Origin of the sequence: Spirillospora sp. NBC_01491 (genome assembly GCF_036227065.1) — a bacterium.
GTDB lineage: Bacteria > Actinomycetota > Actinomycetes > Streptosporangiales > Streptosporangiaceae > Spirillospora > Spirillospora xylanilytica.
In genome coordinates, this window is record NZ_CP109432.1 from 3,155,694 (window position 1) to 3,177,869 (window position 22,176).

Consider the following 22,176-nt stretch of genomic DNA (forward strand, 5'->3'; position numbering starts at 1 on the left):
TCGGCGGTACGCTCACGCCGGTTTGGTTACGCTGCGCCTTATGTCTGGTCCCGCCGGTTCTGCCCTGACCGATTGCGCGTTCCTGGTGAACGCCGATCCCGACCGGGTGCTGCCGCTGCTCGCCCACGCGACGACCCCGGACGAGCGGCTGGCCTCGGCCGTCTACCGGACCTCGCTGCGCCTGGTCCGCGCGGCCGATCCGGCCGGCCGCCGCCAGCTCCTCGCCTGCAACGCCGTGCGATGGGGCGCCGGTGAGCTGGGCGAACGCTTCGCCGCCGTGGCCGTCCCCGGGGCGCCCGCTCCGGAGTGGCGGGTCGACTGGGCGACCGGGCCGGGGATCGACCAGCGGCTGCTACTGGAGTTCAACGGCCACCCCAGCGGGGTGCACGCGCTGGGGATCGCCGACGTCGGCGGGCGCCCGCTCGCCGTCACCGCGGACCGAGACGGCTTGGTCCGCCTCTGGGAACTGGTCAGCGGCGACCTGGTCGGCGACCCGATGGCCGGCCACACCGGCGGCGTCCTCGCGGTCGCGTGCGGGGAGCTCGGAGGCCGCCCGGTCGCCGTCACCGGCGGGCAGGACGGCACCGTCCGGGTGTGGGACCTGGACGGCGGCGTCGAGGTGGGCGCCCCGTTCACCGGGCACGGCGACGCGGTCCGCGCGGTGGCGATCGCCGAGCTGGGCGGACGTCCCGTCGCGGTGTCCGGCGGCTGGCGGGAGGCGCGGGTGTGGGACCTCTCCACCCGCGCGGAGATCCACCCGCCCCTGACCGGGCCCGAGAACTGGGTGTTCGCGCTGGCGTGCACCGAGGTCGACGGCCGTCCGGTCGCGGTCGCGGCCGGCGCCGACGGCTCCCGTTGGCGATGGGACCTGAGCACCGGAGCGTGCGTCGGCCGGCCGTTCGACGACGACATCAACGGGGCCGCCGCGCTGGCCGTCACCAGGCTCCGCGGGCGCCCGATCGCGGTGACCAACGGGTCCTACATCGACCATCCGGTGCACCTGTGGGATCTGGAGACCGGGGAGCGCGTCCTCTCCCCTCTCACCGGGCACGGCAGCGGCGTCCAGGCGGCGGCGTGCGCCGACGTCGACGGCCGGCCGGTCGCCGTCACCGGAGACGGCGACGGCGTTGTCCGGGTGTGGGACCTGGACAGTGGCACGCAGCTCGGAGAGCCGCTCGACGCGGGCCATGGCGTGATCGCCACGGCGGTCGCCGACCTCGGCGGGCATCCCGTCGCGGTGGCCTGCGACCACCTCGGCAGGATCCAGATCTGGTCCCTCGTCCGCACCGGACCGGCAGGGAACCCGCTTCCCGGCGCGGGCGACGTCCTGGCCGCGGCCCACGCGGAGATCGACGGCCGGCCGGTCGTGGTGACGGCGGGCGGCGACGGGGCCGTGCGTGCGTGGGATCTGGCCACCGGAACGCCGGCCCGCCCGCCGGTCACCGGGCATCGCGGCGGCGTCCCGGCCGTGGCGACCGCCCGGCTCGGCGGCCGTTCGGCGGCGGTGACCAGCGGATACGACAGGACGCTGCGGGTGCTGGATCTTGAGAAGGGCACCGATCGGCCGCTGTCGAATCCGCCCGCGACGGCGGGGGCGGTGGCGAGCGCCGAGGCCGGCGGCCGTCCGGTCGCGGTCACGGGCGACTGGGACGGCGACGTGCGGCTCTGGGATCTCACCACCGGCGCGGCGGTCGGCCCGGCACTGGCCGGGGGGAGGGTGCCGGCGGTGGCCGCCGCCGAGACCGACGGCGGACCGGTCGCGGTCACCGGGGGCGACGACGGCCTGGTCCGCGTCTGGGACCTGAAGAGCGGCGACGCGATCGGCGACCCCGTCACCGCCCACACCGCCGGGATCAGCACGGTGACCTGCCTTCAGGTGGACGGGCGCGTCGTGGTGCTGTCCACCGACCGCACCGGGGAGGTCCGGGCACGGGACCTGGCGAGCCGCGAGCCGGTCGACCCCGCCCTGTGCGAAGCGGCCACGGGCGAGCGCGTCGAACCGCCGCTCACCGGTCACGCTGGCACGGTGAGCGCGGTCGCGTACGGTCACCTCGACGACGGCGACTCGGTCGCCGTCACCGCGGACGCCGATGGCGTGGTGTGCCTGTGGGACCTCTCCTCCCGAACGCGGATCGGAAGGCTGCCCACCAAGGCGGGCTCGAAGGTCACCGCTCTGGCGGTCGCCGAGATCGGCGGCGAATCGGTCGCGGTGGGCTGCGGGTCCACCGGCGAGTTGTGGACCTGGAGTCTGCTGACCCTCGAAGAGCTGCACTCGGCGCGGACGAGCCTGGCCGCCCAGGTCCACGCCATCGCGACGATGCGGGTGGACGATCGGCCGGTCGCGGTCACCGCCGACGTCGTCGGCACCGTCCGGACCTGGGACCTGGCCGATCAGACCCTCCTGACCACTCATCTCGGCGCCACCACCGGTGTGGCGTGCGGCGCGGTCGACGGTCGCCCGGTCGTGGCGGGCTACGGATGCGACGACGCGCTGCGGGTGTGGGACCCCGTCACAGGGGACCTTCTCCTTGGCCCGATCGCCGGTCACACCGGTCAGATCTCCTCTGTGGCCTGCACGGAGACCGGCGGCCGTCCCGTCGCCGTCGTCGGCGGCACGGCCGGCGCGGTCCGGTGGGTCCGGCCGACCCTGGGCGAAGTCCGGTTCTGGGACCTGGCCACAGGCGCCCAGGCCGGACCCCGCCTACTGTTCCCCGACCGGGTGTCGACGGTACTGGCGGCACCGGACGGCCGGCTGGTCGTGCACTTCGGCCCCGACATCGCGGTGCTGAGCAGGAGGCCCGCCCGCTGACACGGCCGGTGGGCGCTCGTCCGGGCGGTTACGATGCCAGGCATGAGCCTCACGTCGGGTCGGTCCTGCCTGCGGGCGGACGCGGGGTACTGCGGAATCGCGGCGGTCTGCACCATGGCGTTCGCCAAGCCCCTCGGGTCCGCGTTCGGGATGCCGGCCGTCCTCCTGCTGGGCGTCGCCCTGGTCACCGCTCTCTGGGCGGGACTGCTGCTGTTCGCCGCGACCGGCTCGCGTCTGCGTCTCTCCCTGGCGGGGGTCATGGGCGCCAACGTCATCGCCGCGTCGCTCATCGCGGCGCTCGGCCTCACCCGCCCCGCCGACGCCCTCTCCCTGCTTCTCCTGGCCGTCGCCGTCGAAGTCGGCGCATTCGCCGCATGGCAGGCGTTCTTGCTGAGCAGGGGTCCCTCAGGAAAGGCCGGGGGCTCGCGCTAGGAAGCGGCACGGTCCCGGGACTCACCTGATCGGGTTCGCTCCATGACGGGACGGACCTCCACCATCCCGTGCTTCGACACCCTCCGAGAGATCGGCACGAACACATCCGAGGAGTGCACATGCGAAAGCTCACAGCGGGCCTGTTCATGACCCTGGACGGCGTGGTGGAGACACCCGACGCCTGGCAGGGGCCCTATTTCAACGACGAGGTGGGCCGGCGCATCACCGCCGGGATCGCCGAGGCCGACGCGCTGCTCATGGGCACCAGCACGTACCGGCAGTTCGCCGGGCTCTGGACGTCCCAGGAGAGCAACCCGATGGCCGACCTCATGAACTCGCTCACCAAGTACGTGGTCTCCAGTAGCCTGACCAGCTTCGAGTGGGCGAACTCGGTCCCGCTCACCGGGGACTTCGCCGCGTCGATCGACCGGCTGAAGCGGCAGGAGGGCAAGACCATCCAGGTGCCGGGCAGCCCGCGGCTGGTCCGCTCGCTGCTCGGGCACGGGCTGCTCGACGAGCTCAACCTCATGATCCACCCGATCGTCCTGGGCACCGGCATGCGCCTGTTCGAGGACACGCCCGAGCTCGCCTTCGAGGTCACCGACTCCACGACGCTGTCCACCGGCGTGGTGGCCGTGACCTACCGCCCGGTCCCCGGCTGACCGGCCGGCGGCGGCGCCGTCGGTGGCCGGCACACCGACGTCGGGAGAATGAGGCCGGTGGCTGACCGCATTGGTTCGTAGGGTCCCGGAACGAGCACGAAGATCTCGAAGGGACACCGCCATGACCATTGTCGTCACCACTCCCACCGGGCACGTCGGATCGCGCGTCGTCCGGCTGCTGCTGCAAGCGGGCGTCCGGCCGCGCGTCCTCGTCCGCGACCCCGGCCGCCTCGACGCGGGGATCCGCGACCGCCTCGACGTGCGCCGCGGCGACCTGACCGACGCCGCCTTCGTCCGCGAGGCGACGAAGGGAGCGCGCACGGTCTTCTGGGTCGATCCGACCCCGCACACGGACGCGGACCCGATCGGGACCTCGCAGCGGACCGCCGCTCCCCTCGCGGACGCGGCACGGGCGGGCGACGTCGCGCGGGTCGTGCTGCTGAGCAGCATCGGCGCCGAGAAGCGGGACGGGGCCGGGCACATCGACGGCCTCGGCCGGATCGAGGAGATGCTCGACGCCACCGGCGCCGACGTGCTCCACCTGCGCTGCGGCTACTTCTTCACCAACCTCCTCCTCGACGTCGACGCGCTGGCGCGGGGCGTGCTGACCACCGCGGCGGGCCCGCACGCCCCGATGCCGTGGGTCTCCCCGCGCGACATCGGGGACGTCGTCGCGGCCCGGCTCCTCGGCGAGTCGTGGAAGGGCCGCGTGGTGCAGGGCGTCTACGGCCCCGAGGACCTCACCTACACGCAGGTCGCCGCCATCCTGACCGGAGCGCTCGGCCGTCCGATCGGGCTCGAGGTCATCAGCGAGGACGACGTCCGCGAGGGGCTGCGCTCGGCGGGCCTGCCGCCCGGCGCCGTGGAGGGCATCGTCGGCATGACCGCCGGCACCCGCGGCCTCAAGCCCGACCCCCCGCGCGACGCGGTCACCACCACCCCCACCCACCTCGCCGGCTGGGCCCACACCCACCTGCGCCCGCTGCTGGGCCCCGCCACCCCGGCGTGAGCACGGTCCGGCGGCACCGTTCCCGGTAGCCTCGCTGGATGGGTTCCCGCAGTTCAGCGAGGTCATCGCACTACCAGTACGTGGCGTCCCTGCCGCGCAAGCGGATGGGGGCCGGCGCCCTGTTCCGGGACGCCGCGGGGCGGGTGCTGCTGGTGGAGCCGACCTACAAGCCGGACTGGGAGATCCCCGGCGGCACCGTCGAAGCGGACGAGTCCCCCGCCGCGGCCTGCCGCCGGGAGGTGCTGGAGGAACTCGGCCTGGACCGGCCGGTCGGACGGATCCTGGCGGTCGACTGGATCTCGCCGCAGTCCGAGTACCCCGAGGGGCTGATGCTCCTCTACGACGGGGGCGTCCTGCCGGACGACGACGCGGCGCGGATCCGGTTGCCGGCCGACGAACTCGTCTCCCACGCGTTCGTCACCGCCGACCGGATCCCCGACCTGGCCGGTCCGCTGCTGGCCCGCCGGATCGCCGCGTGCCTGAACTCCGTCGCCGCCGGCACGACGCTCTCCCTGGAGGACGGCCGCCCGGTCGCCTGACCGCACCTCCGCCCCCGGCCGCTCTCAAGCCCCGGCATTCTGCGTGATACCGGTGAGGTCGGCGAGGATCTCGGAGGCGGTCACCGGGTCCAGCCGGGCGAACGGGAAGGCGTCCGGGGGGTCGGCGTCGTCGGCGTCGTCGGGCCAGGCGCCGAGCCAGATCGAGCTGAGGCACTGCTCGGCGGAGTCGTCGGCGAAGCCCGCCATGATGCCGGGGTCGAGGTTGACGACGAGGTGGAGGCCGCCCGGGACGGGACGGGAGATCCAGCGTTCGACACCGCTGTCGAGGATCGCGCCGCGCTCCCAGCCGCGGCGGGTCAGCGCGAGGACCCTGCCGAACGGCACCTTCACCCCCTCGAAGCGGGACAGCCGCACGGCCTCGCGCTCCTCGCCCGCCAGCTCGTGGGTCTCCCGTCCGAGCTGCGGGAACGGCTGGATCAGCTCGTAGTCGGCGAACAGCTCCGACCAGGCCGTGCGGGTCTCCCCCAGGTTCAGCGGATGCGGCAGGGCGATCACCGCGGCAGCGGCCGGGGTCAGGGTCTCGTCGCCGACGTCCGCGAACGTGCGGTCCTCGGCCAGGCGAAACGGCACGCCGTCGCACGTCCACACCAGGCTCCGCGCGATGTGCCAGATCAGCGGGTGCCGGACGAACAGGTCGCCGAACTCCTCCAGCGTCCAAGTGCGGCCCGTGAGCATGGCCTGTTCGAGGCGCGCGATCTGGTCGGCCGCGACGGTCCGCACGTTCTTCTTCAGCTCGCCGAACGCCCGGTGAGCGGCGGGGGCGAGCTCGGGGTCGTCCTTCGCCCCCGGTTTGGGGAGGGCCTTGCGCTGCGTGCCGTCCTCGTCGGACACCTGCGGCCTGAGCGCCTCGTCGAAACCCACCCGGAACCGGCGCGGCCCGTAGTCGAGCGTCATCCCTCCGTCGGGGCCCAGGCCGAAGGTCGGCACGAGCCGGTCGGCGAGCTGCTCACTGCTGAGCCCGAGAGCGTCCGCGACCCGGCGTATCGTGCGCTGCGCGTATTCCTTGAGGGCGGTGAACCTCGCCTTCCGCGCGATGGAGTCGAGCATCATCAGCGCGGTCTCGGAGCCGATCAGCGCGAGGATGTCGACACCCTTGACCGCCTTGGTGTGGCCGTTCTCGCCCGGCCAGGCGTGGACGATCGGAGCGAGCCGGCGCGCGACCTCGTCGTCGCCGAGCAGGCCCAGCGCGGTGAGCGTCCACGCGTCGGCGAAGTCTTCGCCGTGCTCCCGCCAGCGTTCGAACAGATCCCAACTGAAGGCGGTCAGCGACGCGGCGTCGCAGCTCTCCCGGAGAACGTCCACACCGGAGTGCGGCTCACCGGGCGTGGACATCGCCAGCACCGCCAGGACGTGCCGCACCGCCGTGCCCGGCAGGGCCCGCCGTCGGCCGTTCAGCAGGATCTGCGGCAGCACCGCCGGGTCGGCCCAGCCCGCGAGCTGCGGGACCTTGACCACATCCTCGGGGGCGGCGGCCAGCAGCGCCTCGACCGCCCGGACGGCCTCGTCGCCGTGGACCCGCGCCTCGGCGACGACGGCCGGGCGTCCGAGCCGGTCCGCCAGGTGCCGGAGGGCGGCCTCGGCCGCGCGCCGTCGCGGTCCGGGCCTGCCGAGCGCGTCCGGCACCAGCAGCGGCACCGCGTCCGCCCCGTGGCGGGCCAGCCATGCCTCCGCGTGCCGGCGTCCCTTCTTGATCCGCACCAGCCAGTCGGCCATCAGCGCCGCCACCTCGGCGGTCAGGAAGGGGACGAGCAGCGGGCCGCAGCCCCGCGGATCGCTCTTGGCGTGCCCGTACAGGACCGGCAGCGCGTCGAGCTCGAACCGGGCCGCGAAGATCCTGCCCCAGCCCGCGGGCTCGTCGGTGCTGTTCCTGGGGTCGTTCAGGGACGAGCCCGCAAGCAGGGGCCTGACCAACTCGTCCGGCCCCATCGCCAGCACACCGAGCTTGCGCCTGCCGGACAGCCGCCCGGCCGCGAAGTCGTCGGCGTGCCGCTCCCACTCCGGGCTCCGCTCGCACACTGGAGGACTCCCCCATCTGCTGCCGCCCTCCTCGCCCAGCAGCCTGGACGGATACAACACCTTCTCCGCCGCCCAGCGGCCCTGCTCGCCCGCGTCCCAGCGGACGGCACGCCCGTCCGGGACGGTCAGGCCCTTGACGACGACGGATGCGGCCTTCTTCGAAGCCCGCGCCCACGGCGGTTCGACCAGCAGGGCGGGCAGCTCGTCCGGGGCCGCCTCCGCCACCCGGGTCGAGCTTCCGATGATCTGCTCGACGGCCTCGCGGGCAGCGTCCGGGAGCGTCGGCAGCGCCGCGTCGACCAGCGCCCGGTTGCCGTGCACGTGCTCTTCCAGCAGGTCGGACGCCCCGGCCGCGGCCAGCTCCCGCAGCGCCCGGACCGGGAACCGCCGCATCGCCTTCATCAGCTCGGCGCTGACGTGCCTGTTGGAGCGCCTCTCGACAAGCGCACGGAACGCCTCGTCGGACGGCAGGACGCCCAGCACTTCCAGCAGCGCCTTGCGCCGCACCGCGCGGACCAGCATCCGGTCCCGGTCGAGCGCGTCGGCCATCAGCGGCGCCACTGCCGGGCCGACGCCCTCCGCGAACGCGCGGAGGACCTCGGGGGAGTGGCAGTCGACACGGGTCAGGCTCGCCCAGTCTCCGAGCAGGTGAAGCTGTTCGGGAGAGCCGAGCGAGCTGAGCAGCAGGCTCCGCGGTGCGCGGTCAGGGTGCGCACAGAGCTCGGTCACCCAGTCCTGCCGCGTCGGGACCAGGTAGGCCGTCACGACCTGCCAGGGGCGCAGGGCCCGGAGCCCGGCGAGCCGTTCGACGGCCTCGGCGTACTCCTGGTCGGACGCGGCGGCCAGCAGCGAGCGGACGCGCAGAGCGGCGTCGGGAATCAGCGTGCCCTGCGCGCCCGGCTCGACGGGCACCACCGCCGTGTCGCTCCGTTCACCGCCCCCCGGACCGACCGACTGGTCCAGGCCGCACATCTCGACGAGGGCACACGCCGCGAACACCACGCCGTGCGCGGACGCCCACGCGTCCACGTAGCCCGCATCGAACAGGGGTGCGTCCCAATGCTGCATCGTGAGCACCGCCAGGACCGCCGCCCCGCGCGGATCGGGGTCGCCGCCGAGATGGGCGCGAGCCGCGGCGACCAGGCCCGGGTCGGTGCCCGAACCGTCCAGGACGCGCTCGATGTCGTCCCGCGCCGCGTCCAGGAATCGCGCAAGGCCCTTCTCCGCACCCGCGTCCAGCATGATCTTGGGGCCGGGCGCCCCGCCCCGCCGCGGATGCGTGCGGCGCCGCCATCCCGTCGGGATGACCAGGGTGTCCTCATCGGGAAGCGGCGGGAGGTGTTCGCTCATGACCCACCACCGTAGAGGCGGCCTCCGACAACGCCAGTTCCCGTACTTCGCTTGTCACCGCCGACCGAAGACGAGGAGCAGGCAGAACGCGAGGCTGAGTATCCTGGCCGGACCGCGGCTGGAGCAAACTGAAGCCATTGATGAAAGGTAGCTCAAACGGCGGGGGCCGGCAGCGGCAAGACCTCTCTGTCGAAATAGGACAGGAACGGCTCACCGCGTTCGTACAGCCTCTCGATCTCGGACGCGGCGGCACCGATCACGTCCGGCGCGGTGATGCGGCGGGCCCCGCAAGGCGTCCAGTCGGGCAAGTATTGGACCTCGTAAAGGACCTGGTCTCCGACGACGACCACCTCAGGAAGCCGGGCACGGACCTCGAGTGCGGCGACCTGCTCGGCGGGGAGCACGCTCAGCCCGAACCCTTCGCAGGCGAGCAGGCTGAGCGCGTGCAGCTCCCATTGAAGGTAGGGGCCCACGGGATGCTCCACCACGCGCACACGCCGGATCTCCAGTCCCTGGGCGGCGTTCCGGCGAGCCTCGGCCCGTACGTCCTCCCTGTCCTTCTCAAGGAGGTCGAGGGCGCTCTTCCAGTCCCCCGACATGAACGCCTGCCAGCTGGTGTCGTTCGGCTCGCGGAAGACCTGGGAGCGTTCGAGCTTCCAGAAGACCCCGCGCAGGCGCCCCATTTCGAGGGCGAGGCGGGCGTGGTACGCCGCGTGATCGAGGAACTCCCCGGGGACGTCGCCGATCCGGTCAAGCATCGCGGATGTCCGGCTTGGCGGCGGAGAGCATGCGGCCATCCCCTACCTCGGCGGCGCTTTTATCGAGCCTTCTCTGAAACTCCGCACCATGATCGATCTCCCACGGTCTCGACATGGGGATCTCCACTTCCGCTCGGTGGCAGTATGGAGAATTTTCCCACCGGAGACTGAGCGCGGCAAGCATTCCACACAGGGGAACACTGCCCCCATTTCCCCCTATTCATGGTCGCTATGCCACATCAGGCTCAGACTCGCCGCAATTATCAAAGGTCACACTGGCACGGAGGACGCCCGCACGGCTGCACGCAGCGCCGCACGGGTCACCAGCAACTTCGGACCGTCAGGATCCTTACTGTCACGCACCGCCACCACACCAGAAAGCCCAGCAAGCTCGACACAGTTGCCGCCGTTTTCACCACTCCGACTCGCCTTGCGCCAGGTGGCATCACTTAGGTCCACTTCTCCAACGCCTTCCTCATTACGTCCCGTGACATGTCCTCTGGGAACGCCCTCGCCCGCAGTTCTCTCAGCACCTCGGAAAGCTTCGCAAGATCCGACGGATCGTCGGTCGTGATGCCGCGCACGACCATCTCCAGGTATGCCACCTCGCTCCGATCCTCCATGGTAGCCACCACGAAGGCACCGCCCGTTCCGGCCGGACGCCCGTTGTTCCGCACCATCTGGATGGTGACGTTGGGGAGTTCACTGAGAGCGACCAGGTGCGTCAACTGCTCATGCATGACCTCAGGGGAACCCACCAGGTGGTAAAGCACAGCCTCACTCAGAAGCGCGGTCAGTGCCACAGGTGGTGGATCGTCACGTGTCAGAACGCTCTGACGTGCAATGCGAGCCTCGATCGCCTCATCGACACCGAGGAACGCACGAGCGTAGGCCTCATTCTGGAGCAGCCCAGGGACAATCGTGTGCTCCCAGGTGATCAGCTCCGTGGCATCTTCTTCGATCTTGGGCCAGTCGAACCAGAGCGGTACCGGGTGGCCGTCCTTGTTCAGGTCCTCCCACAGACTGATGAGCGAGCCGCCCGCGTCCAGGTGATCGTCCACGATCTCCACGAATGGTCGCGTGGCTCGCTTCTTTCCGGCCTCGATCCGGCTCACCTGCGGGCCGCTCACCGTCGTCAGGTGCCCGATGGTCTCCTGCTTGATCCCTTTGGCTTCACGCAGCCGCCGCATCTGCCGACCGAACGCGACGAGTGCGGGCGATTCCCGGGGACGTTGACGCCGTGGGGGCATGGGTTCTACCTCTCGACTGGAACCTACCAAGGCGAATACCACTCTGCCGCCATCTACCACCTTGGCTCTGCAATCAGATCCTAGTCCCGAAAGTGGCTCAATGTGATCTGAACAACACAGTGAGCAAGGAGGGTGCGCGATGGAGGCGACACACGGCGAGATGGTGGTCAAGCGGCATCCTGGGGCCGTGGCTGAGGTGCGCGGGTTCGTACGGCTCACGCTGGGCGGCTGGGGGATGGACGACTACGTGCCGTGCCTGGTGGCAACTGAACTCGTGACCAACGCCCTCCGGTACGGCGGCACCGCGGACGACGACGTGACGCTACGCCTGGTCCTGGCCGAGGGCGGGGCGCTGTGGCTGGAGGTTCAGGACACCACGTGCGACCTGCCGCACATCCCGGAGCTCGACCTGACCAGCGAGTCCGGACGTGGCCTGCTCATCGTGGAGCGGTTCACCCGGCGGTGGGGCGTCCGGCCGCTCGCCGGTGGCCGGGGCAAGGTGGTCTTCGCGGTGGTCGAGCCGTGAGGTCGCCGTTCCGGCTGCGTGGACGGCTCGGTTCTGCGTGGTCCGGATGAGGACGGCCACGAGACGGGCGAACTCCAGGGCTCCCGTGGCCCCGCGGCTGATCTGGATGGGCCCGACCTGGTCGAGTACGACACCGCCCCGGGCCAGGACGAAGGTGAGGGCCAGCAGTGCCGCGCGGGCGTTGCCGTCGTCGAACGGGTGGAAGAAGCACACGTCCAGATGGGCGCGTGCCGCGCGGGCGGGCAGCGGGACGGCCGGGTCGTCGGCCTGCTGGAGGCATGCGTCGAAGCGCCGCCGGGTGTCCGCGTCCAGGCCGTAGCTCTCGCGGCCTCCCTTGGCGAAGGCGGGTCCGGTACGGAAGTCCGTCCGTTCGGTGCCGAGGACGTGGCCTTGCCAGCGGCGCATGGTGGAGAAGTCGAGGGCACGGCCGGCGGAGACGTCCGATCGCAGGGCGGTCAGGGCCGCGAGTAGGCGCAGCGCGCGTTCTGGGGAACGGTCGTGCACGTCCGTCCGGATGAAGTGCGCCATGCCGTCGCGGATTCCGACGACCTGGCCGGCGGCGCCCGGACGGGGGTCTTGAACGTCCGTCCAGGGCACCTGGTCTCGCATCCGGCACCACAGGTCGAGATGGTCGGGGACGGAGGGCACGCCTCACGCCTCACTGGGCAGGGACTCGGCCAGCCGCGCCGCTATCTTCTCGACCGTCTCCGATGACGGTGCGACCCAGCTCTCGAACCGTCCGGCGACGGCCTCGTGTACGAGCTCGTCCGCCTGGTCCTCGGGGATGTCCCAGCGGGCCAGGAACCAGGCCAGGACCTGCCGGCAGTGGCCGTACCAGGCGTCGCCCGCACCGGTTTGCTCGACCACCGCCGTCACCAGGTGCGCGGCGCCCTCCTCCCAGGTCCGCCGGCGCTCCGGCCCGGTCCGGTCGTCGAGCGGGAACCGCTCGAACCGCTGCGCCAGGTCCTCCAGCCACCCGCGCCATTCCACCAGGCCATCGGTCACCCGGCGCAGTGTCTGAACCGGTTTGGTCATCGAGTCGCGGGGACAGCACCACGCGCCCACCGGGCCGCCGCCGACGTCGCCCTCAGCGCGCGCCCATCGCCAGCCCAGCGTCCACCGGCCGTACCGCTCGACCAGCGCGTAGGTCATCTCGTCCGTCCACGCCTGCCCGGTGCCGTAGCTCCACTCGATGAGCGCCCGATCCGCGAACGACTTGGCCTTCGGCGGAACGGGCACCGACATCGCGGGACGCAGTTGCGACACCACCGCCCAGGCCCCGGCCGCGTCGAACGGAATCCGCCCCGGATCGACCTCGTCCCATCTCAGCGCCCACGGCGCCAGTTTGACCTTCACCCGATGGACGATGGCACACGGCACGAGTCGATCTCCAGCGAATTCGCCGGATGATCGCGGTCAGCCGGCGAGGAACTCGGTGAGGGTGGGGGCGATCTTCTTGGGGGCCATGACCACGGCGCCGTGGTTGAGGCCGGGCAGGGTGCGGTGGGTGGCGTCGGGCAGGACCTCGACCAGCGCCCGCGCGGCGTTGTGGAAGCCCGCCGGGCTCTTGCCGCCGGTCATGACCAGGGTCGGAAGGGTCGCGGCCGACCAGTGGGCGGCGTCCAGCGGGTCGCCCTGCTGGGTGTCGCCCATCACGGCGATGTCGTAGGGCAGCGTGGACGCGAGGGCCTTGAGCTTCGACCAGGGGCCGGGGATGAGCCGCATCGCGTTGACCATGAACGCGGGCATGCCCTGGGCCTTGGTCATGAAGGACTTGACCGCGTCACCGCGCCGTCCTTCGGCGAGCAGCGCGTCGATGTGCCGGGCGAAGTCCTTCGGGGGGCCGAAGTCGTCGCCGCCGACCGCGAAGGGGGGCTCGTACAGCGCGAGCCGCTCGATGCGCAGTCCGGCGACGGCTGCGCGCAGGGCCAGGACCGCCCCGGACGAGCTTCCGAAGACCGATGCCGAGCCGCCGGCGACGCCGATCAGGGACGCGATGTCCTCGACCTCGCGGTCGACCGCGTAGCGCTCGGCGTCCCCGCTCGCCCCCCGGCCGCGCCGGTCGTAGTTGATCACGGTGAGGTTCCGCGCGAGCAGCTTGGCGAGCTTGGCGGCGTCGGAGCGGTCGGCCAGCGCCGAGGCCACCAGGATCACCGCGGGCCCGGTACCGGACACCTCGAACGCGATCTCCGTCCCGTCCGGGGAGGTGACCGTCGAACGCTCGGGGGAGGTCTTCTCGCTGGTCGTGGGCATGATGGTGACTCCGTTTCGGGCATGCTGCCATGGTCTCGACCATAAGACGGCGTCCCGTCCGAAAAGGAATCGGTCGCGCGGCGTGCCGAGTCGTCAGGAGGCGGCCGGGGTCTCCAGGGCCCGTGCCTGCTGGAGCCAGGTGGTGAACAGGTCGGCGTCGATGTCGGCGGGGGCGCGGAGCTTCACGCCGGCCATGGTCCGCGCGCTGGGCTCGAGCCGGCCGGACGCGTCGGTGATCTCCTGGCCGCGCCAGAAGCCGAAGGTCACGTAGGCGGAGTACGCCTTGAGGTAGCAGACCGGGGACTTGCCCGGGGCGGGGCCCAGGCTCCACACGGGGTGAGCGTGATAGAGCGCGCCGGCGCCCGGCAGCACCTTCTCGATGAGCGCGAGGACCTCGCCGGCGATCTGCTGCTGGGCTTCGGGGAGGGAGGCGATGTACTCCTGCACGGTGGCGAACTTGGCCATGTCGGTTCCTTCGTGTCGTAGCGGCGGCTGCTGGTTCTCGTTCACACGTCGATCCGGCGATGTGACAGGGAACGCCATCGCGGGGGCCTCGCCATGAGGTGGCGGGTCGTTCCGCGGGGTCGCCGGAGCGGGCCGGAAGTGGCACGGGGCTGTACAAATGAACCAAGCGCTTGCTAGCGTCCGCCGCATGATCTCCACGGTCGTCTGGGGCACCGGCAACGTCGGTCGACTGGCCATCCGCGCCGTCGACGCCCATCCGGAGCTGGACCTCGCGGCCGTACTCGTCCACGACCCCGCGAAGGTCGGCCGGGACGCGGGCGACCTCGGCGGGCTGGACGCCGGGCTGGGCGTCGCGGCGACCGACGACGTCGGCGCGGTGCTGGCCGCCCGTCCGCAGGCCGTGGTGTACGCGGCGTCCGGCGACATCCGTCCGGACGAGGCGCTCGCCGACATCGTGCGGGCGGTCCGGGCCGGGGCCGTGGTCGTCTCCCCCGCGCTGTACGCGCTCTACGACCAGCGCAACGCCCCGCCCGAGATGCGGGAGGCGGTGCTGGCCGCCATCGCGGACGGCGGCGGCTCGCTGTTCGTCTCCGGCGTCGACCCCGGCTGGGGCAACGACGTGCTGCCGCTGCTGATCAGCGGGCTCGGCGCGACGGTGGACGTGATCCGCTGCCAGGAGATCTTCGACTACTCCACCTACGACCAGGAGGACTCGGTCCGCTACCTGGTCGGCATGGGCCAGCCCATGGACTACGAGCCGCCGATGCTCGCGCCGACCGTCCCGACCATGGTGTGGGGCGGGCAGGTGCGGCTGATGGCCAGGGCCCTCGGCGTCGAGCTGGACGAGGTCCGCGAGACCCTGGACCGGCGCCCGCTGGACGCCACCGTGGACACCAGGACGATGGGCGAGTTCGAGGCCGGCACCCAGGGCGCGGTGCGGTTCGAGGTGCAGGGCGTCGTCGAGGGCGAGCCGCGCATCGTCATCGAGCACGTCACCCGCATCCACCCGTCCTGCGCGCCGGACTGGCCGGTGCCGCCGGACGGCGACGGGGCGCACCGGGTGGTCATCGAGGGCGACCCGCGCATCGAGGTCACGGTCGAGGCCACGGACCGGGACGGCAACCGGGCCGCGGGCGGGAACGCCACCGCGGTCGGCCGGCTCGTGGGCGCCATCGACTGGCTCGTGGAGGCCGCCCCCGGACTCTACGACGCGCTCGACGTCCCGCTGCGTCCCGCGACGGGCAGGCTCGGAAGGAGGCGGCCATGAACATCGACATCCCCGAGGGCAAGGACGCGATCGAGTACGTGTGGGGCGAGATGGTGCCCGGCATCGGGCCCGCCGCCGCGAACTTCTCGCTGTCGGTGTACGCCCACACGACCCTCGGGCTCCGCGAGTTCGAGGCGGCGCGGCTGCGGATCGCGCAGATCAACGGGTGCCTCTTCTGCCTCGACTGGCGGACCGACCGGGACGGGGAGAAGGTGGAGGAGGGGTTCGCGGACGCGGTGACCGGCTGGCGCACCACCGACGCCTTCGACGACCGGACCCGGCTGGCCGCGGAGTACGCCGAGCGGTACGCCCTGGACCCCCATGGCCTGGACGACGAGTTCTGGACGCGGATGACCGCGCACTACAGCCAGCTCGAGATCGTGGAGCTGAGCATGAGCATCGGGTCCTGGCTGGCGTTCGGCCGCCTCAACCATGTGCTGGGCCTCGACACCGTGTGCGCGCTGCCCGACCGCTGAGGCGGCGGACGTCCGGCCGGCCACACGCGCCCGTGGCCGGCGGTCGCATCAGGCCATCGTCACAGGTCGGTGGCGATGATCTTCTCGATGTTCCGTTCGGCGAGCGCCGTGATGGACACGAACGGATTGACGCTGGTGTTGCCGGGGATCAGCGCGCCGTCGATGACGTACAGCCCGGGGTGGCCGTGCAGCCGGCCGTAGTTGTCGGTGGCCTTGTTCAGCACCGCGCCGCCGAGCGGGTGGTAGGTGAGGTGGTCGCCCCAGATCTTGCTGACGCCGAAGAGGTCGGTCCGGTAGATCGTCCCCTCCTTTCTGTTGATCTTGTCGAAGATCGACTTGGCCATCTCGATGGACGGCTGCTTCCAGGAGGCCTGCCAGTTCAGGTCGACCCTGTTCGCGGCGGCGTTCCAGGAGAACTGGGCGCGGTTCGGGTTCTTGGTGATCGACAGGTAGAACGAGGCGTAGGTCTCGATGCCGGTGGGCAGCGGCGCGACCTCGGCGAACGCGCCGCCGGCCGTCCAGTTGTCGATGCCGCCCGTCGGGATGGACGCCTGGAGGCTGCCGGTCGGGTCCCACAGGTGGTTGGCCCGGCCGCACATGACGTTGCCGTTGTCGCCCCAGCCCTGGCCGACCTCGCCGTTCAGGTTGGGCAGCGCGCCGTTCGCCTTCAGCTTGACCAGCAGCTTGCTGGTGCCGACGCTGCCCGCCGCGAAGAACACCCGGTCGGCGGTCACGGTCTTGGTGGCGACCGTGTCCCCGCTGGTGTTGAGCTGCTCCATGACGACCGTGTAGCCGCCGCCCGCCGCCGGGGCCACCGAGGTGACCCGGTGCAGCGGCGAGATGGTGACCTTGCCGGTCGCCTTGATCTGGGCGAGGTAGGTCTTCTGGAGCGACCTCTTGCCGTAGTTGTTGCCGTAGAGGATCTCGCCGGCCAGCGCCGACTTGGGAACGGCCCCGGCCGCCTCCTGCTTCATGTAGTCCCAGTCGTACACGGTGGGGACGAACACGAACGGGAAGCCGGAGCGCTGGGCGTGCTTGCGTCCGACCCGGGCGTACTGGTAGCACTCGGCGCTCTCGAACCAGGCCGGGTCGATGGTGGCGGAGCCGAGTCCGGCGTTGGCGCGCGGATAGTAGGTGTTGTACATCTCGTCGGCGTCCACCGACGGGAGGATGGCGCCGAAGTTCTCCCGCTTGGGCGTGACCGCCATCCCGCCGTTGACCAGCGAACCGCCGCCGACGCCGCGCCCCTGGTAGACGGTGATCCCGCTGAAGTCCTCGGCGTCCAGGATCCCGGTGTAGCGGGGGATCTTGCGGTCGATCGGGAAGCCGAGGAAGTTGCTGAGCGGCTGCTTGGTCTTGGTGCGGAGCCAGTAGGACCGGCCGTCCGGGTTGGTGGTGTTGGCGAAGATCTTGCCGTCCGAGCCGGGGGTGTCCCAGGCCATGCCCATCTCGATCATGTGCACGTCCACGCCCGCCTGAGCGAGCCGCAGGGCGGCGACGGAGCCGCCGTACCCGGTGCCGATCACCAGCGCCGGGACGTTGGCCCCGGCGGCGATCGGAGCCGCCGCCGGTACGGACGGCTGCGCCGCGAGAGCCCGTCCCCCGAGCGCCGCCGCACCCAGAATAGAACCTGTTCCAGCGATGAATCCGCGACGGGATACGCCTCGATACCCCGCTCCATGCCCGTCTCTTTCGTGCATGTGATGCACCTCACTCCTGTCGAGTGAGAACATGTTCTATATTCTGTCCGAAATAGTCACTACCTACCCATTAGTAACTTTTGCCCGACTATCCGGCAGGGACACCGGGTGACGCCCGGTCACGGCGGGTCCCGCACCCGTCCCGCCGCCCCGCGCCGTCCCGCCACCGCGCCGCCGTGACGCGCGTCTCACCGGGCCTCGCCGCGTAGGCTCGGTTGCTCCCGGCGGGCACGTGAGAGGGATCAACTGGTGATCATTGGTCTGGTGACGGCAGTCGCGGCATCGGCTTGCTACGGCACCGGGTCGGTGCTCCAGGCGGTCGGGTCCCGCCGGTCGGCCCGCCAGCACTCCGGCCCCGCCTCCGGCAACACCACCGAGCACGGGGGCCCCAGCCTCTCGTCGACCGCCAGGGCGATCGTGACCTGGGAGTTCCTGCTGGGGAGCGTGCTGGACTTCGTCGGCTTCGGGCTCGGCGCGCTCGCCGCCCGGCTGCTGCCGCTCTTCCTGTCGCAGACCGTGATCAGCGCCAACCTCGTGATCACGGCGGTGCTGAGCACCAAGATGCTGGGCATCAGGCTGACCCGGCCCGAATGGGCGTCCATCGGGGTGGTCTGCTCGGCGCTGGTGCTGCTGGCCGGCGCGGCCGGCCACGAGGGGCATCCCCAGACCCCGATCACCACCCACTGGTGGCTGCTGGGGCTCTCGGCGCTGCTGATGGGCGGCGGGATCCTGCTCGTCCGGCGGATCGGGGCGCGCGCCGCCATCCTCGCCGGACTGCTGTCGGGCCTCGGCTTCGGCGCGGTCGGCGTCGCGGTCCGGATCCTCAACGGCGCGGCCCCGTTCGACTTCCCCCGCATGCTGGCCGACCCGGCGCTGTACACGCTCGCCGTCGCGGGGATCGGCGGCATGTACCTGCACACCATCGCCTTGCAGATCGGTTCGGTCAACGGCGCCACCGCGGCGCTGGTGGTGGGCGAGACGGTCGTCCCCGGAGCGCTCGGCGTGCTCTGGCTGGGCGACGCCTCCCGTCCCGGCCTGGGCTGGTTGGCGGTCTTCGGCTTCGTCCTGGCCGTGGCGGGCGCCGTCGCGGTCGCCTGGTTCGGCGAACCCGAACCCCACGAGCGCGAAGAAGCCGAAGGGGCGATATGACGGCGCGTGCGTCGTTCACGAGGTAGCTGTGGTTGTTGTGGTGAATGTTCTCATCGAGGGTGGTGGTCCGGCTACGCTGGCCGGAACTGGACGATCTTGACTGGAGGCCACGGCGTGCAGGAACCGAGGCGTGACGCCCGACCGGGAATCGACCCCACGACGGCGAGCGTCGCCCGGATGTACGACTACTACCTGCACGGGAAGGACAACTTCCAGATCGACCGGGACGCCGCCGACCGCGTCGCGCAGGCCATGCCCGAGATCGGCCTGCTGGCCCAGGAGAACCGGTCCTTCCTCCGCCGCTCGGTGCGCTACATGGCGCGCCAGGGGATCCGGCAGTTCCTCGACATCGGCTCCGGCCTCCCCACCGCGGGCAACACCCACGAGATCGCCGAAGAGATCACCCCCGACGCCCGCGTCGTCTACGTCGACAGCGACCCGGTGGTACTCGCCCACGGCCGCGCGCTGCTGGCGACCAACGACCGCACCACGGTGGCCCAGGCCGACATGCACCGTCCCCGCGAGGTGCTCGACCACCCCGAGACGGCCAAGCTGATCGACTTCGACGAGCCCGTCGGGGTACTGATGATCGCCATGATCCACTTCCTCACCCTGGACGAGCGGGCCCCCGTCATCAGCACCCTGCGGGACGCGCTGGCGCCGGGCAGCTTCCTGTCCGCGACCCACGTCACCACGGAGGACCATTCGGCGCATGCGGTCGACCAGATCGAGGCCGTCTACGCGACCACGCCGACGCCCATCTACTTCCGCAGCAGGAACGAGATCGCGCCCTTCTTCGAGGGCTTCACCCCGGTCGACCCCGGCCTGGTCACCATCGACCAGTGGAACCCCGAGTCGGACCAAGGTGACGCGCCCGCGGAGAAGGTCGGCACGTGGCTCTACGGAGCCGTCGGCCGCAAGGACTGAAAGCCGGCCGGGGCACTAGGTTGTCCGCGAGGGGCCGGACGGCCCGACGGAGCCGAGCAGGAGACGCTTTCGTGGCCGATGACGCATCGAACCCGCCCGGGATGACCCCTGAGCTCGACACCACCGTCCCGCATTCGGCCCGGGTCTGGAACCACCTGCTGGGCGGCAAGGACAACTACGAGGCCGACCAGCGGGCGGCCGAGCAGTTCCGCGCCGTGTTCCCGCAGATCGTCGACATCGCCCTGGCCGACCGCGCCTTTCTCGGACGGTCCGTCCGGTACCTGGCAAGCGAGGCGGGCGTCCGGCAGTTCCTCGACATCGGCACCGGCCTGCCGACCATGGACAACACCCACGAGGTCGCCCAGCGGACCGCCCCGGACTCGCGGATCGTCTACGTCGACAACGACCCGCTGGTGCTCGTCCACGCCAGGGCCCTGCTCACCGGGACTCCCGAAGGGGCGTGCGACTACATCCACGCCGACCTGCGCGACCCCGGCGAGATCCTGGAGAAGGCGGCGGCGACGCTGGACCTCGCCCGGCCCGTCGCGATCATGCTGCTGGGCGTCGTGCACTTCGTCCAGGACGACGGTGAGGCGCGGCGCCTGCTGGCCCGGCTGCTGGACGCGGTGCCGTCCGGCAGCCACCTGGTGATCACGCACGCCACCCTGGACTTCGACGAGGGGCGGACCGCCCAGGCGCAGGCCCAGGCGGACTGGAACGAGAAGTCGGCCAACCCGATGGTGCCCCGCACGCGCGAGCAGTTCACCCGGTTCTTCGACGGCCTGGAACTGCTCCCGCCCGGCGTGGTCTCGATGTCGCGCTGGCGTCCCGAGCACACCCCGTGGGGCTCCCCCGACGAAGTGGCCGGCTACGCCGCCGTCGCCCGCAAACCTTGACCCCCGGCCCGGAGCGGGTCAGTGGCTGATTTCTTGGGGGATGCGGGGGCTCTCGGGGGCCTTTTCGGGGGTGGGGCGAGGACGGCGACGGGCGGGCAGGAGCACGGCGACGATGATGGTGCCGGCCCCCAGGACGAGGGCGCCGATCAGGCTGGTGTGCGCGACGCCGTTGGCGAACGCCTCGTGGGCGGCGCGGACGAGCAGGGCGGCCTGGTCCGCGTGGCCGGACGCCGCGACGCGTCCGGCGACCGCGAGCGCGCCGCCGACGGAGTCCTGGGCCGTGCTCGCGGCGTCCGCCGGGAGCCTGCCCGCGATCGCGCCGGTGATCTCGGACTCGTAGGAGGCCGCCAGGATCGAGCCCAGGATCGCGATGCCGAGTGAGCCGCCGAGCTCCAGCGAGGTGTCGTTGACGGCGCCGCCGATGCCGAGCCGCCGTTCCTCGAAGGCGCCCATGATGGCGTCGGTGCACGGTGAGACGCTCAGCCCGATCGCCGCGCCCAGCAGGAGCAGCGGGGCCAGGAAGGCGCCGTAGCCGGACGCGGCGGTCACGCCCGTCATGAGGGAGATGCCGAGGGTGCCGAGCGCCATCCCGAGGACGACGCTGACCCTCATCCCCACCCTCGGGGTCAGCACGTTGGTGACCGCCGCCCCGGCGAACACGGCTCCGGCCAGGGGCAGCAGGCGCAGGCCCGTCGCGAGCGGGCCGTAGCCGAGGACGAACTGAAGGTGCTGGGTCAGGTAGTAGATGGACCCGAACGCGGCGAGGAAGAACAGCACGACCGCGAGGTTGGCGCCGGCGAACGTCCGGTCGCGGAACGTGCGGACGTCCAGGAGGGGCCTCGGGTGGCGCAGCTCCCACAGGACGAAGGCCACGGCCCCCGCCACCGCGACGACCGCCGCCGTGACCGCCGCGGCGCCCCAGCCGAAGTGCGGGCCCTCGATGATCGCGTAGACGAGCGCGGCGAGGAAGACGACCGAGAGCGCCCCGCCCACCAGGTCCAGGCGTCCCCGCCCGGACGCCTTCGACGGCGGGACCAGGAACAGCGCCGCGGCCATCGCGAGCACCGCGACCGGGACGTTGATCAGGAATGTCGAGCCCCAGGAGTGGTCCTCCAGCAGCCAGCCGGCCAGCAGCGGACCGGCCGCGATGGCCAGCCCGGAGGTGGCCGTCCAGGCGGTGATGGCGCGGGCCCGCTCGGCACGCGGGAAGGTGGCCACCAGCAGCGACAGGGTGGCGGGCATGATCATGGCGGCGCCGATCCCCATCACGCCGCGCGCGGCGATCACCCAGGCCACCGAGCCCGCCAGGCTGCCCGCGACCGAGCCCGCGATGAAGACCGCCAGCCCGCCGAGCAGCGCCCCGCGGCGCCCGTACTTGTCCCCGGCCGCGCCCATCATCAGCATCAGCGCCGCGTACGGGACGGTGTAGGCGTCGATCACCCATTGCAGGTCACTGCCGCTCAGCCCGAGGTCCGCGGTCATGGCCGGCGCCGCGACGATCAGTGAGGTGTTCGCCATCACGATGATCAGCAGGCTCAGGCACAGCACCCCCAGCGCGGCCCGCCGCCGGCCGTAGGGCCGGCCCGTTGGGTCCACCGGAGTTCTGACGATCAGTGACATGTCGCTCCTCGCACGCATTTGCACAGCACTGTGCAAGTTACTCGAATTGCA

Annotated in this window: 20 protein-coding genes and 1 pseudogene; 11 read left to right on the forward strand and 10 right to left on the reverse strand. The window is 71.7% G+C overall.

Translation table 11 applies throughout. The annotated features are described in order from the left end of the window. Nucleotides 1-40: 40 nt before the first annotated feature. The 5 genes from OHA34_RS14620 (at nt 41) to OHA34_RS14640 (ending at nt 5,451) form a co-directional block, all read left to right on the forward strand. Nucleotides 41-2,809: a WD40 repeat domain-containing protein gene (locus tag OHA34_RS14620; protein WP_329521926.1), complete on the forward strand. Its 2,769-nt coding sequence runs from the start codon at nt 41-43 to the stop codon at nt 2,807-2,809. A gap of 42 nt (nt 2,810-2,851) precedes the next feature. Next, nucleotides 2,852-3,241, forward strand: a complete 390-nt coding sequence (locus OHA34_RS14625; protein ID WP_285941586.1) for a hypothetical protein — start codon at nt 2,852-2,854, stop codon at nt 3,239-3,241. Between the two features lie 119 nt (nt 3,242-3,360). Beyond that, nucleotides 3,361-3,903 (forward strand): dihydrofolate reductase family protein, encoded by a 543-nt coding sequence (locus OHA34_RS14630; RefSeq protein WP_285941587.1) that lies wholly within the window; start codon nt 3,361-3,363, stop codon nt 3,901-3,903. A gap of 121 nt (nt 3,904-4,024) precedes the next feature. Next, on the forward strand, nt 4,025-4,912 hold the full coding sequence (locus tag OHA34_RS14635; RefSeq protein WP_329521927.1) for an NmrA family NAD(P)-binding protein: 888 nt from the start codon (nt 4,025-4,027) through the stop codon (nt 4,910-4,912). 38 nt (nt 4,913-4,950) lie between these two features. Continuing rightward, entirely contained in the window at nt 4,951-5,451 is a 501-nt protein-coding gene (locus OHA34_RS14640; RefSeq protein WP_329521928.1) for an NUDIX hydrolase, read from the forward strand. Nucleotides 5,452-5,475: 24 nt separating this feature from the next. Here OHA34_RS14640 and OHA34_RS14645 read toward each other — a convergent pair whose 3' ends face one another. The 4 genes from OHA34_RS14645 to OHA34_RS14660 form a co-directional block, all read right to left on the reverse strand. Further along, nucleotides 5,476-8,838, reverse strand: a complete 3,363-nt coding sequence (locus OHA34_RS14645) for a DUF4132 domain-containing protein (protein ID WP_329521929.1) — start codon at nt 8,836-8,838, stop codon at nt 5,476-5,478. A gap of 152 nt (nt 8,839-8,990) precedes the next feature. Then, a complete protein-coding gene (locus tag OHA34_RS14650) occupies nt 8,991-9,596 on the reverse strand; it encodes a DUF6879 family protein (RefSeq protein WP_285941593.1) in 606 nt (201 codons plus the stop codon). A gap of 270 nt (nt 9,597-9,866) precedes the next feature. After that, nucleotides 9,867-10,055 carry a DUF397 domain-containing protein gene (locus OHA34_RS14655; RefSeq protein WP_285941594.1) on the reverse strand — a complete coding sequence of 63 codons (189 nt, stop codon included), beginning with the start codon at nt 10,053-10,055 and terminating at the stop codon, nt 9,867-9,869. Further along, nucleotides 10,046-10,846, reverse strand: coding sequence for a helix-turn-helix domain-containing protein (locus tag OHA34_RS14660; protein ID WP_285941595.1), 801 nt, complete (start codon nt 10,844-10,846; stop codon nt 10,046-10,048). The genes OHA34_RS14655 and OHA34_RS14660 overlap by 10 nt, the downstream gene beginning before the upstream one ends. Before the next feature lie 235 nt (nt 10,847-11,081). Between OHA34_RS14660 and OHA34_RS38505 the strand changes: the two genes are divergently transcribed. Next, the gene (locus OHA34_RS38505) at nt 11,082-11,372 is read left to right on the forward strand and encodes an ATP-binding protein (protein ID WP_443029653.1); all 291 of its coding nucleotides are present in this window, start codon (nt 11,082-11,084) and stop codon (nt 11,370-11,372) included. 156 nt (nt 11,373-11,528) lie between these two features. On the opposite strand, the pseudogene OHA34_RS38510 reads toward OHA34_RS38505, so the two are convergent. The 4 genes and pseudogenes from OHA34_RS38510 to OHA34_RS14680 form a co-directional block, all read right to left on the reverse strand. Beyond that, nucleotides 11,529-11,981 (reverse strand): annotated as a pseudogene (locus tag OHA34_RS38510) (Fic family protein); the annotation flags it as partial. Between the two features lie 42 nt (nt 11,982-12,023). Then, nucleotides 12,024-12,728 (reverse strand): hypothetical protein, encoded by a 705-nt coding sequence (locus OHA34_RS14670; protein ID WP_329521931.1) that lies wholly within the window; start codon nt 12,726-12,728, stop codon nt 12,024-12,026. Nucleotides 12,729-12,788: 60 nt separating this feature from the next. Further along, nucleotides 12,789-13,625 (reverse strand): alpha/beta fold hydrolase, encoded by an 837-nt coding sequence (locus tag OHA34_RS14675; RefSeq protein WP_285941602.1) that lies wholly within the window; start codon nt 13,623-13,625, stop codon nt 12,789-12,791. A 93-nt stretch (nt 13,626-13,718) separates the two neighbouring features. Further along, nucleotides 13,719-14,090 (reverse strand): DUF1801 domain-containing protein, encoded by a 372-nt coding sequence (locus OHA34_RS14680; protein ID WP_329521932.1) that lies wholly within the window; start codon nt 14,088-14,090, stop codon nt 13,719-13,721. A gap of 187 nt (nt 14,091-14,277) precedes the next feature. Between OHA34_RS14680 and OHA34_RS14685 the strand changes: the two genes are divergently transcribed. Together OHA34_RS14685 and OHA34_RS14690 are read left to right on the forward strand one after the other, a co-directional pair. Next, nucleotides 14,278-15,357 carry an NAD(P)H-dependent amine dehydrogenase family protein gene (locus tag OHA34_RS14685; RefSeq protein WP_329521933.1) on the forward strand — a complete coding sequence of 360 codons (1,080 nt, stop codon included), beginning with the start codon at nt 14,278-14,280 and terminating at the stop codon, nt 15,355-15,357. After that, complete coding sequence (locus OHA34_RS14690; RefSeq protein ID WP_285941607.1) at nt 15,354-15,833, forward strand: carboxymuconolactone decarboxylase family protein; 480 nt, start codon at nt 15,354-15,356, stop codon at nt 15,831-15,833. The genes OHA34_RS14685 and OHA34_RS14690 overlap by 4 nt, the downstream gene beginning before the upstream one ends. A 59-nt stretch (nt 15,834-15,892) precedes the next feature. Here the strand turns inward: OHA34_RS14690 and OHA34_RS14695 are convergent, their stop codons facing one another. Then, the gene (locus OHA34_RS14695; RefSeq protein WP_329521934.1) at nt 15,893-17,359 is read right to left on the reverse strand and encodes a GMC oxidoreductase; all 1,467 of its coding nucleotides are present in this window, start codon (nt 17,357-17,359) and stop codon (nt 15,893-15,895) included. 438 nt (nt 17,360-17,797) lie between these two features. Between OHA34_RS14695 and OHA34_RS14700 the strand changes: the two genes are divergently transcribed. The 3 genes from OHA34_RS14700 to OHA34_RS14710 all read left to right on the forward strand — a co-directional run bounded on the left by OHA34_RS14700 (nt 17,798) and on the right by OHA34_RS14710 (nt 20,505). Then, complete coding sequence (locus OHA34_RS14700) at nt 17,798-18,682, forward strand: hypothetical protein (protein ID WP_285941611.1); 885 nt, start codon at nt 17,798-17,800, stop codon at nt 18,680-18,682. A 114-nt stretch (nt 18,683-18,796) separates the two neighbouring features. Next, the gene (locus OHA34_RS14705; RefSeq protein WP_329521935.1) at nt 18,797-19,609 is read left to right on the forward strand and encodes an SAM-dependent methyltransferase; all 813 of its coding nucleotides are present in this window, start codon (nt 18,797-18,799) and stop codon (nt 19,607-19,609) included. Nucleotides 19,610-19,710: 101 nt separating this feature from the next. Further along, on the forward strand, nt 19,711-20,505 hold the full coding sequence (locus OHA34_RS14710; RefSeq protein ID WP_329522408.1) for an SAM-dependent methyltransferase: 795 nt from the start codon (nt 19,711-19,713) through the stop codon (nt 20,503-20,505). Nucleotides 20,506-20,523: 18 nt separating this feature from the next. On the opposite strand, the gene OHA34_RS14715 is transcribed toward OHA34_RS14710, so the two are convergent. Then, a complete protein-coding gene (locus OHA34_RS14715) occupies nt 20,524-22,125 on the reverse strand; it encodes an MFS transporter (protein WP_329521936.1) in 1,602 nt (533 codons plus the stop codon). Nucleotides 22,126-22,176 lie beyond the last annotated feature (51 nt).

Excerpts from the sequence above, each read along its gene's own strand:
- OHA34_RS14620 (WP_329521926.1), top strand. The coding sequence starts at position 41 with ATGTCTGGTCCCGCCGGTTCTGCCCTGACCGATTGCGCGTTCCTGGTG.
- OHA34_RS14625 (WP_285941586.1), top strand. The coding sequence starts at position 2,852 with ATGAGCCTCACGTCGGGTCGGTCCTGCCTGCGGGCGGACGCGGGGTAC.
- OHA34_RS14630 (WP_285941587.1), top strand. The coding sequence starts at position 3,361 with ATGCGAAAGCTCACAGCGGGCCTGTTCATGACCCTGGACGGCGTGGTG.
- OHA34_RS14635 (WP_329521927.1), top strand. The coding sequence starts at position 4,025 with ATGACCATTGTCGTCACCACTCCCACCGGGCACGTCGGATCGCGCGTC.
- OHA34_RS14640 (WP_329521928.1), top strand. The coding sequence starts at position 4,951 with ATGGGTTCCCGCAGTTCAGCGAGGTCATCGCACTACCAGTACGTGGCG.
- OHA34_RS14645 (WP_329521929.1), bottom strand. The coding sequence starts at position 8,838 with ATGAGCGAACACCTCCCGCCGCTTCCCGATGAGGACACCCTGGTCATC.
- OHA34_RS14650 (WP_285941593.1), bottom strand. The coding sequence starts at position 9,596 with ATGCTTGACCGGATCGGCGACGTCCCCGGGGAGTTCCTCGATCACGCG.
- OHA34_RS14660 (WP_285941595.1), bottom strand. The coding sequence starts at position 10,846 with ATGCCCCCACGGCGTCAACGTCCCCGGGAATCGCCCGCACTCGTCGCG.
- OHA34_RS38505 (WP_443029653.1), top strand. The coding sequence starts at position 11,082 with ATGGACGACTACGTGCCGTGCCTGGTGGCAACTGAACTCGTGACCAAC.
- OHA34_RS14675 (WP_285941602.1), bottom strand. The coding sequence starts at position 13,625 with ATGCCCACGACCAGCGAGAAGACCTCCCCCGAGCGTTCGACGGTCACC.
- OHA34_RS14680 (WP_329521932.1), bottom strand. The coding sequence starts at position 14,090 with ATGGCCAAGTTCGCCACCGTGCAGGAGTACATCGCCTCCCTCCCCGAA.
- OHA34_RS14685 (WP_329521933.1), top strand. The coding sequence starts at position 14,278 with ATGATCTCCACGGTCGTCTGGGGCACCGGCAACGTCGGTCGACTGGCC.
- OHA34_RS14690 (WP_285941607.1), top strand. The coding sequence starts at position 15,354 with ATGAACATCGACATCCCCGAGGGCAAGGACGCGATCGAGTACGTGTGG.
- OHA34_RS14710 (WP_329522408.1), top strand. The coding sequence starts at position 19,711 with ATGACCCCTGAGCTCGACACCACCGTCCCGCATTCGGCCCGGGTCTGG.
- OHA34_RS14715 (WP_329521936.1), bottom strand. The coding sequence starts at position 22,125 with ATGTCACTGATCGTCAGAACTCCGGTGGACCCAACGGGCCGGCCCTAC.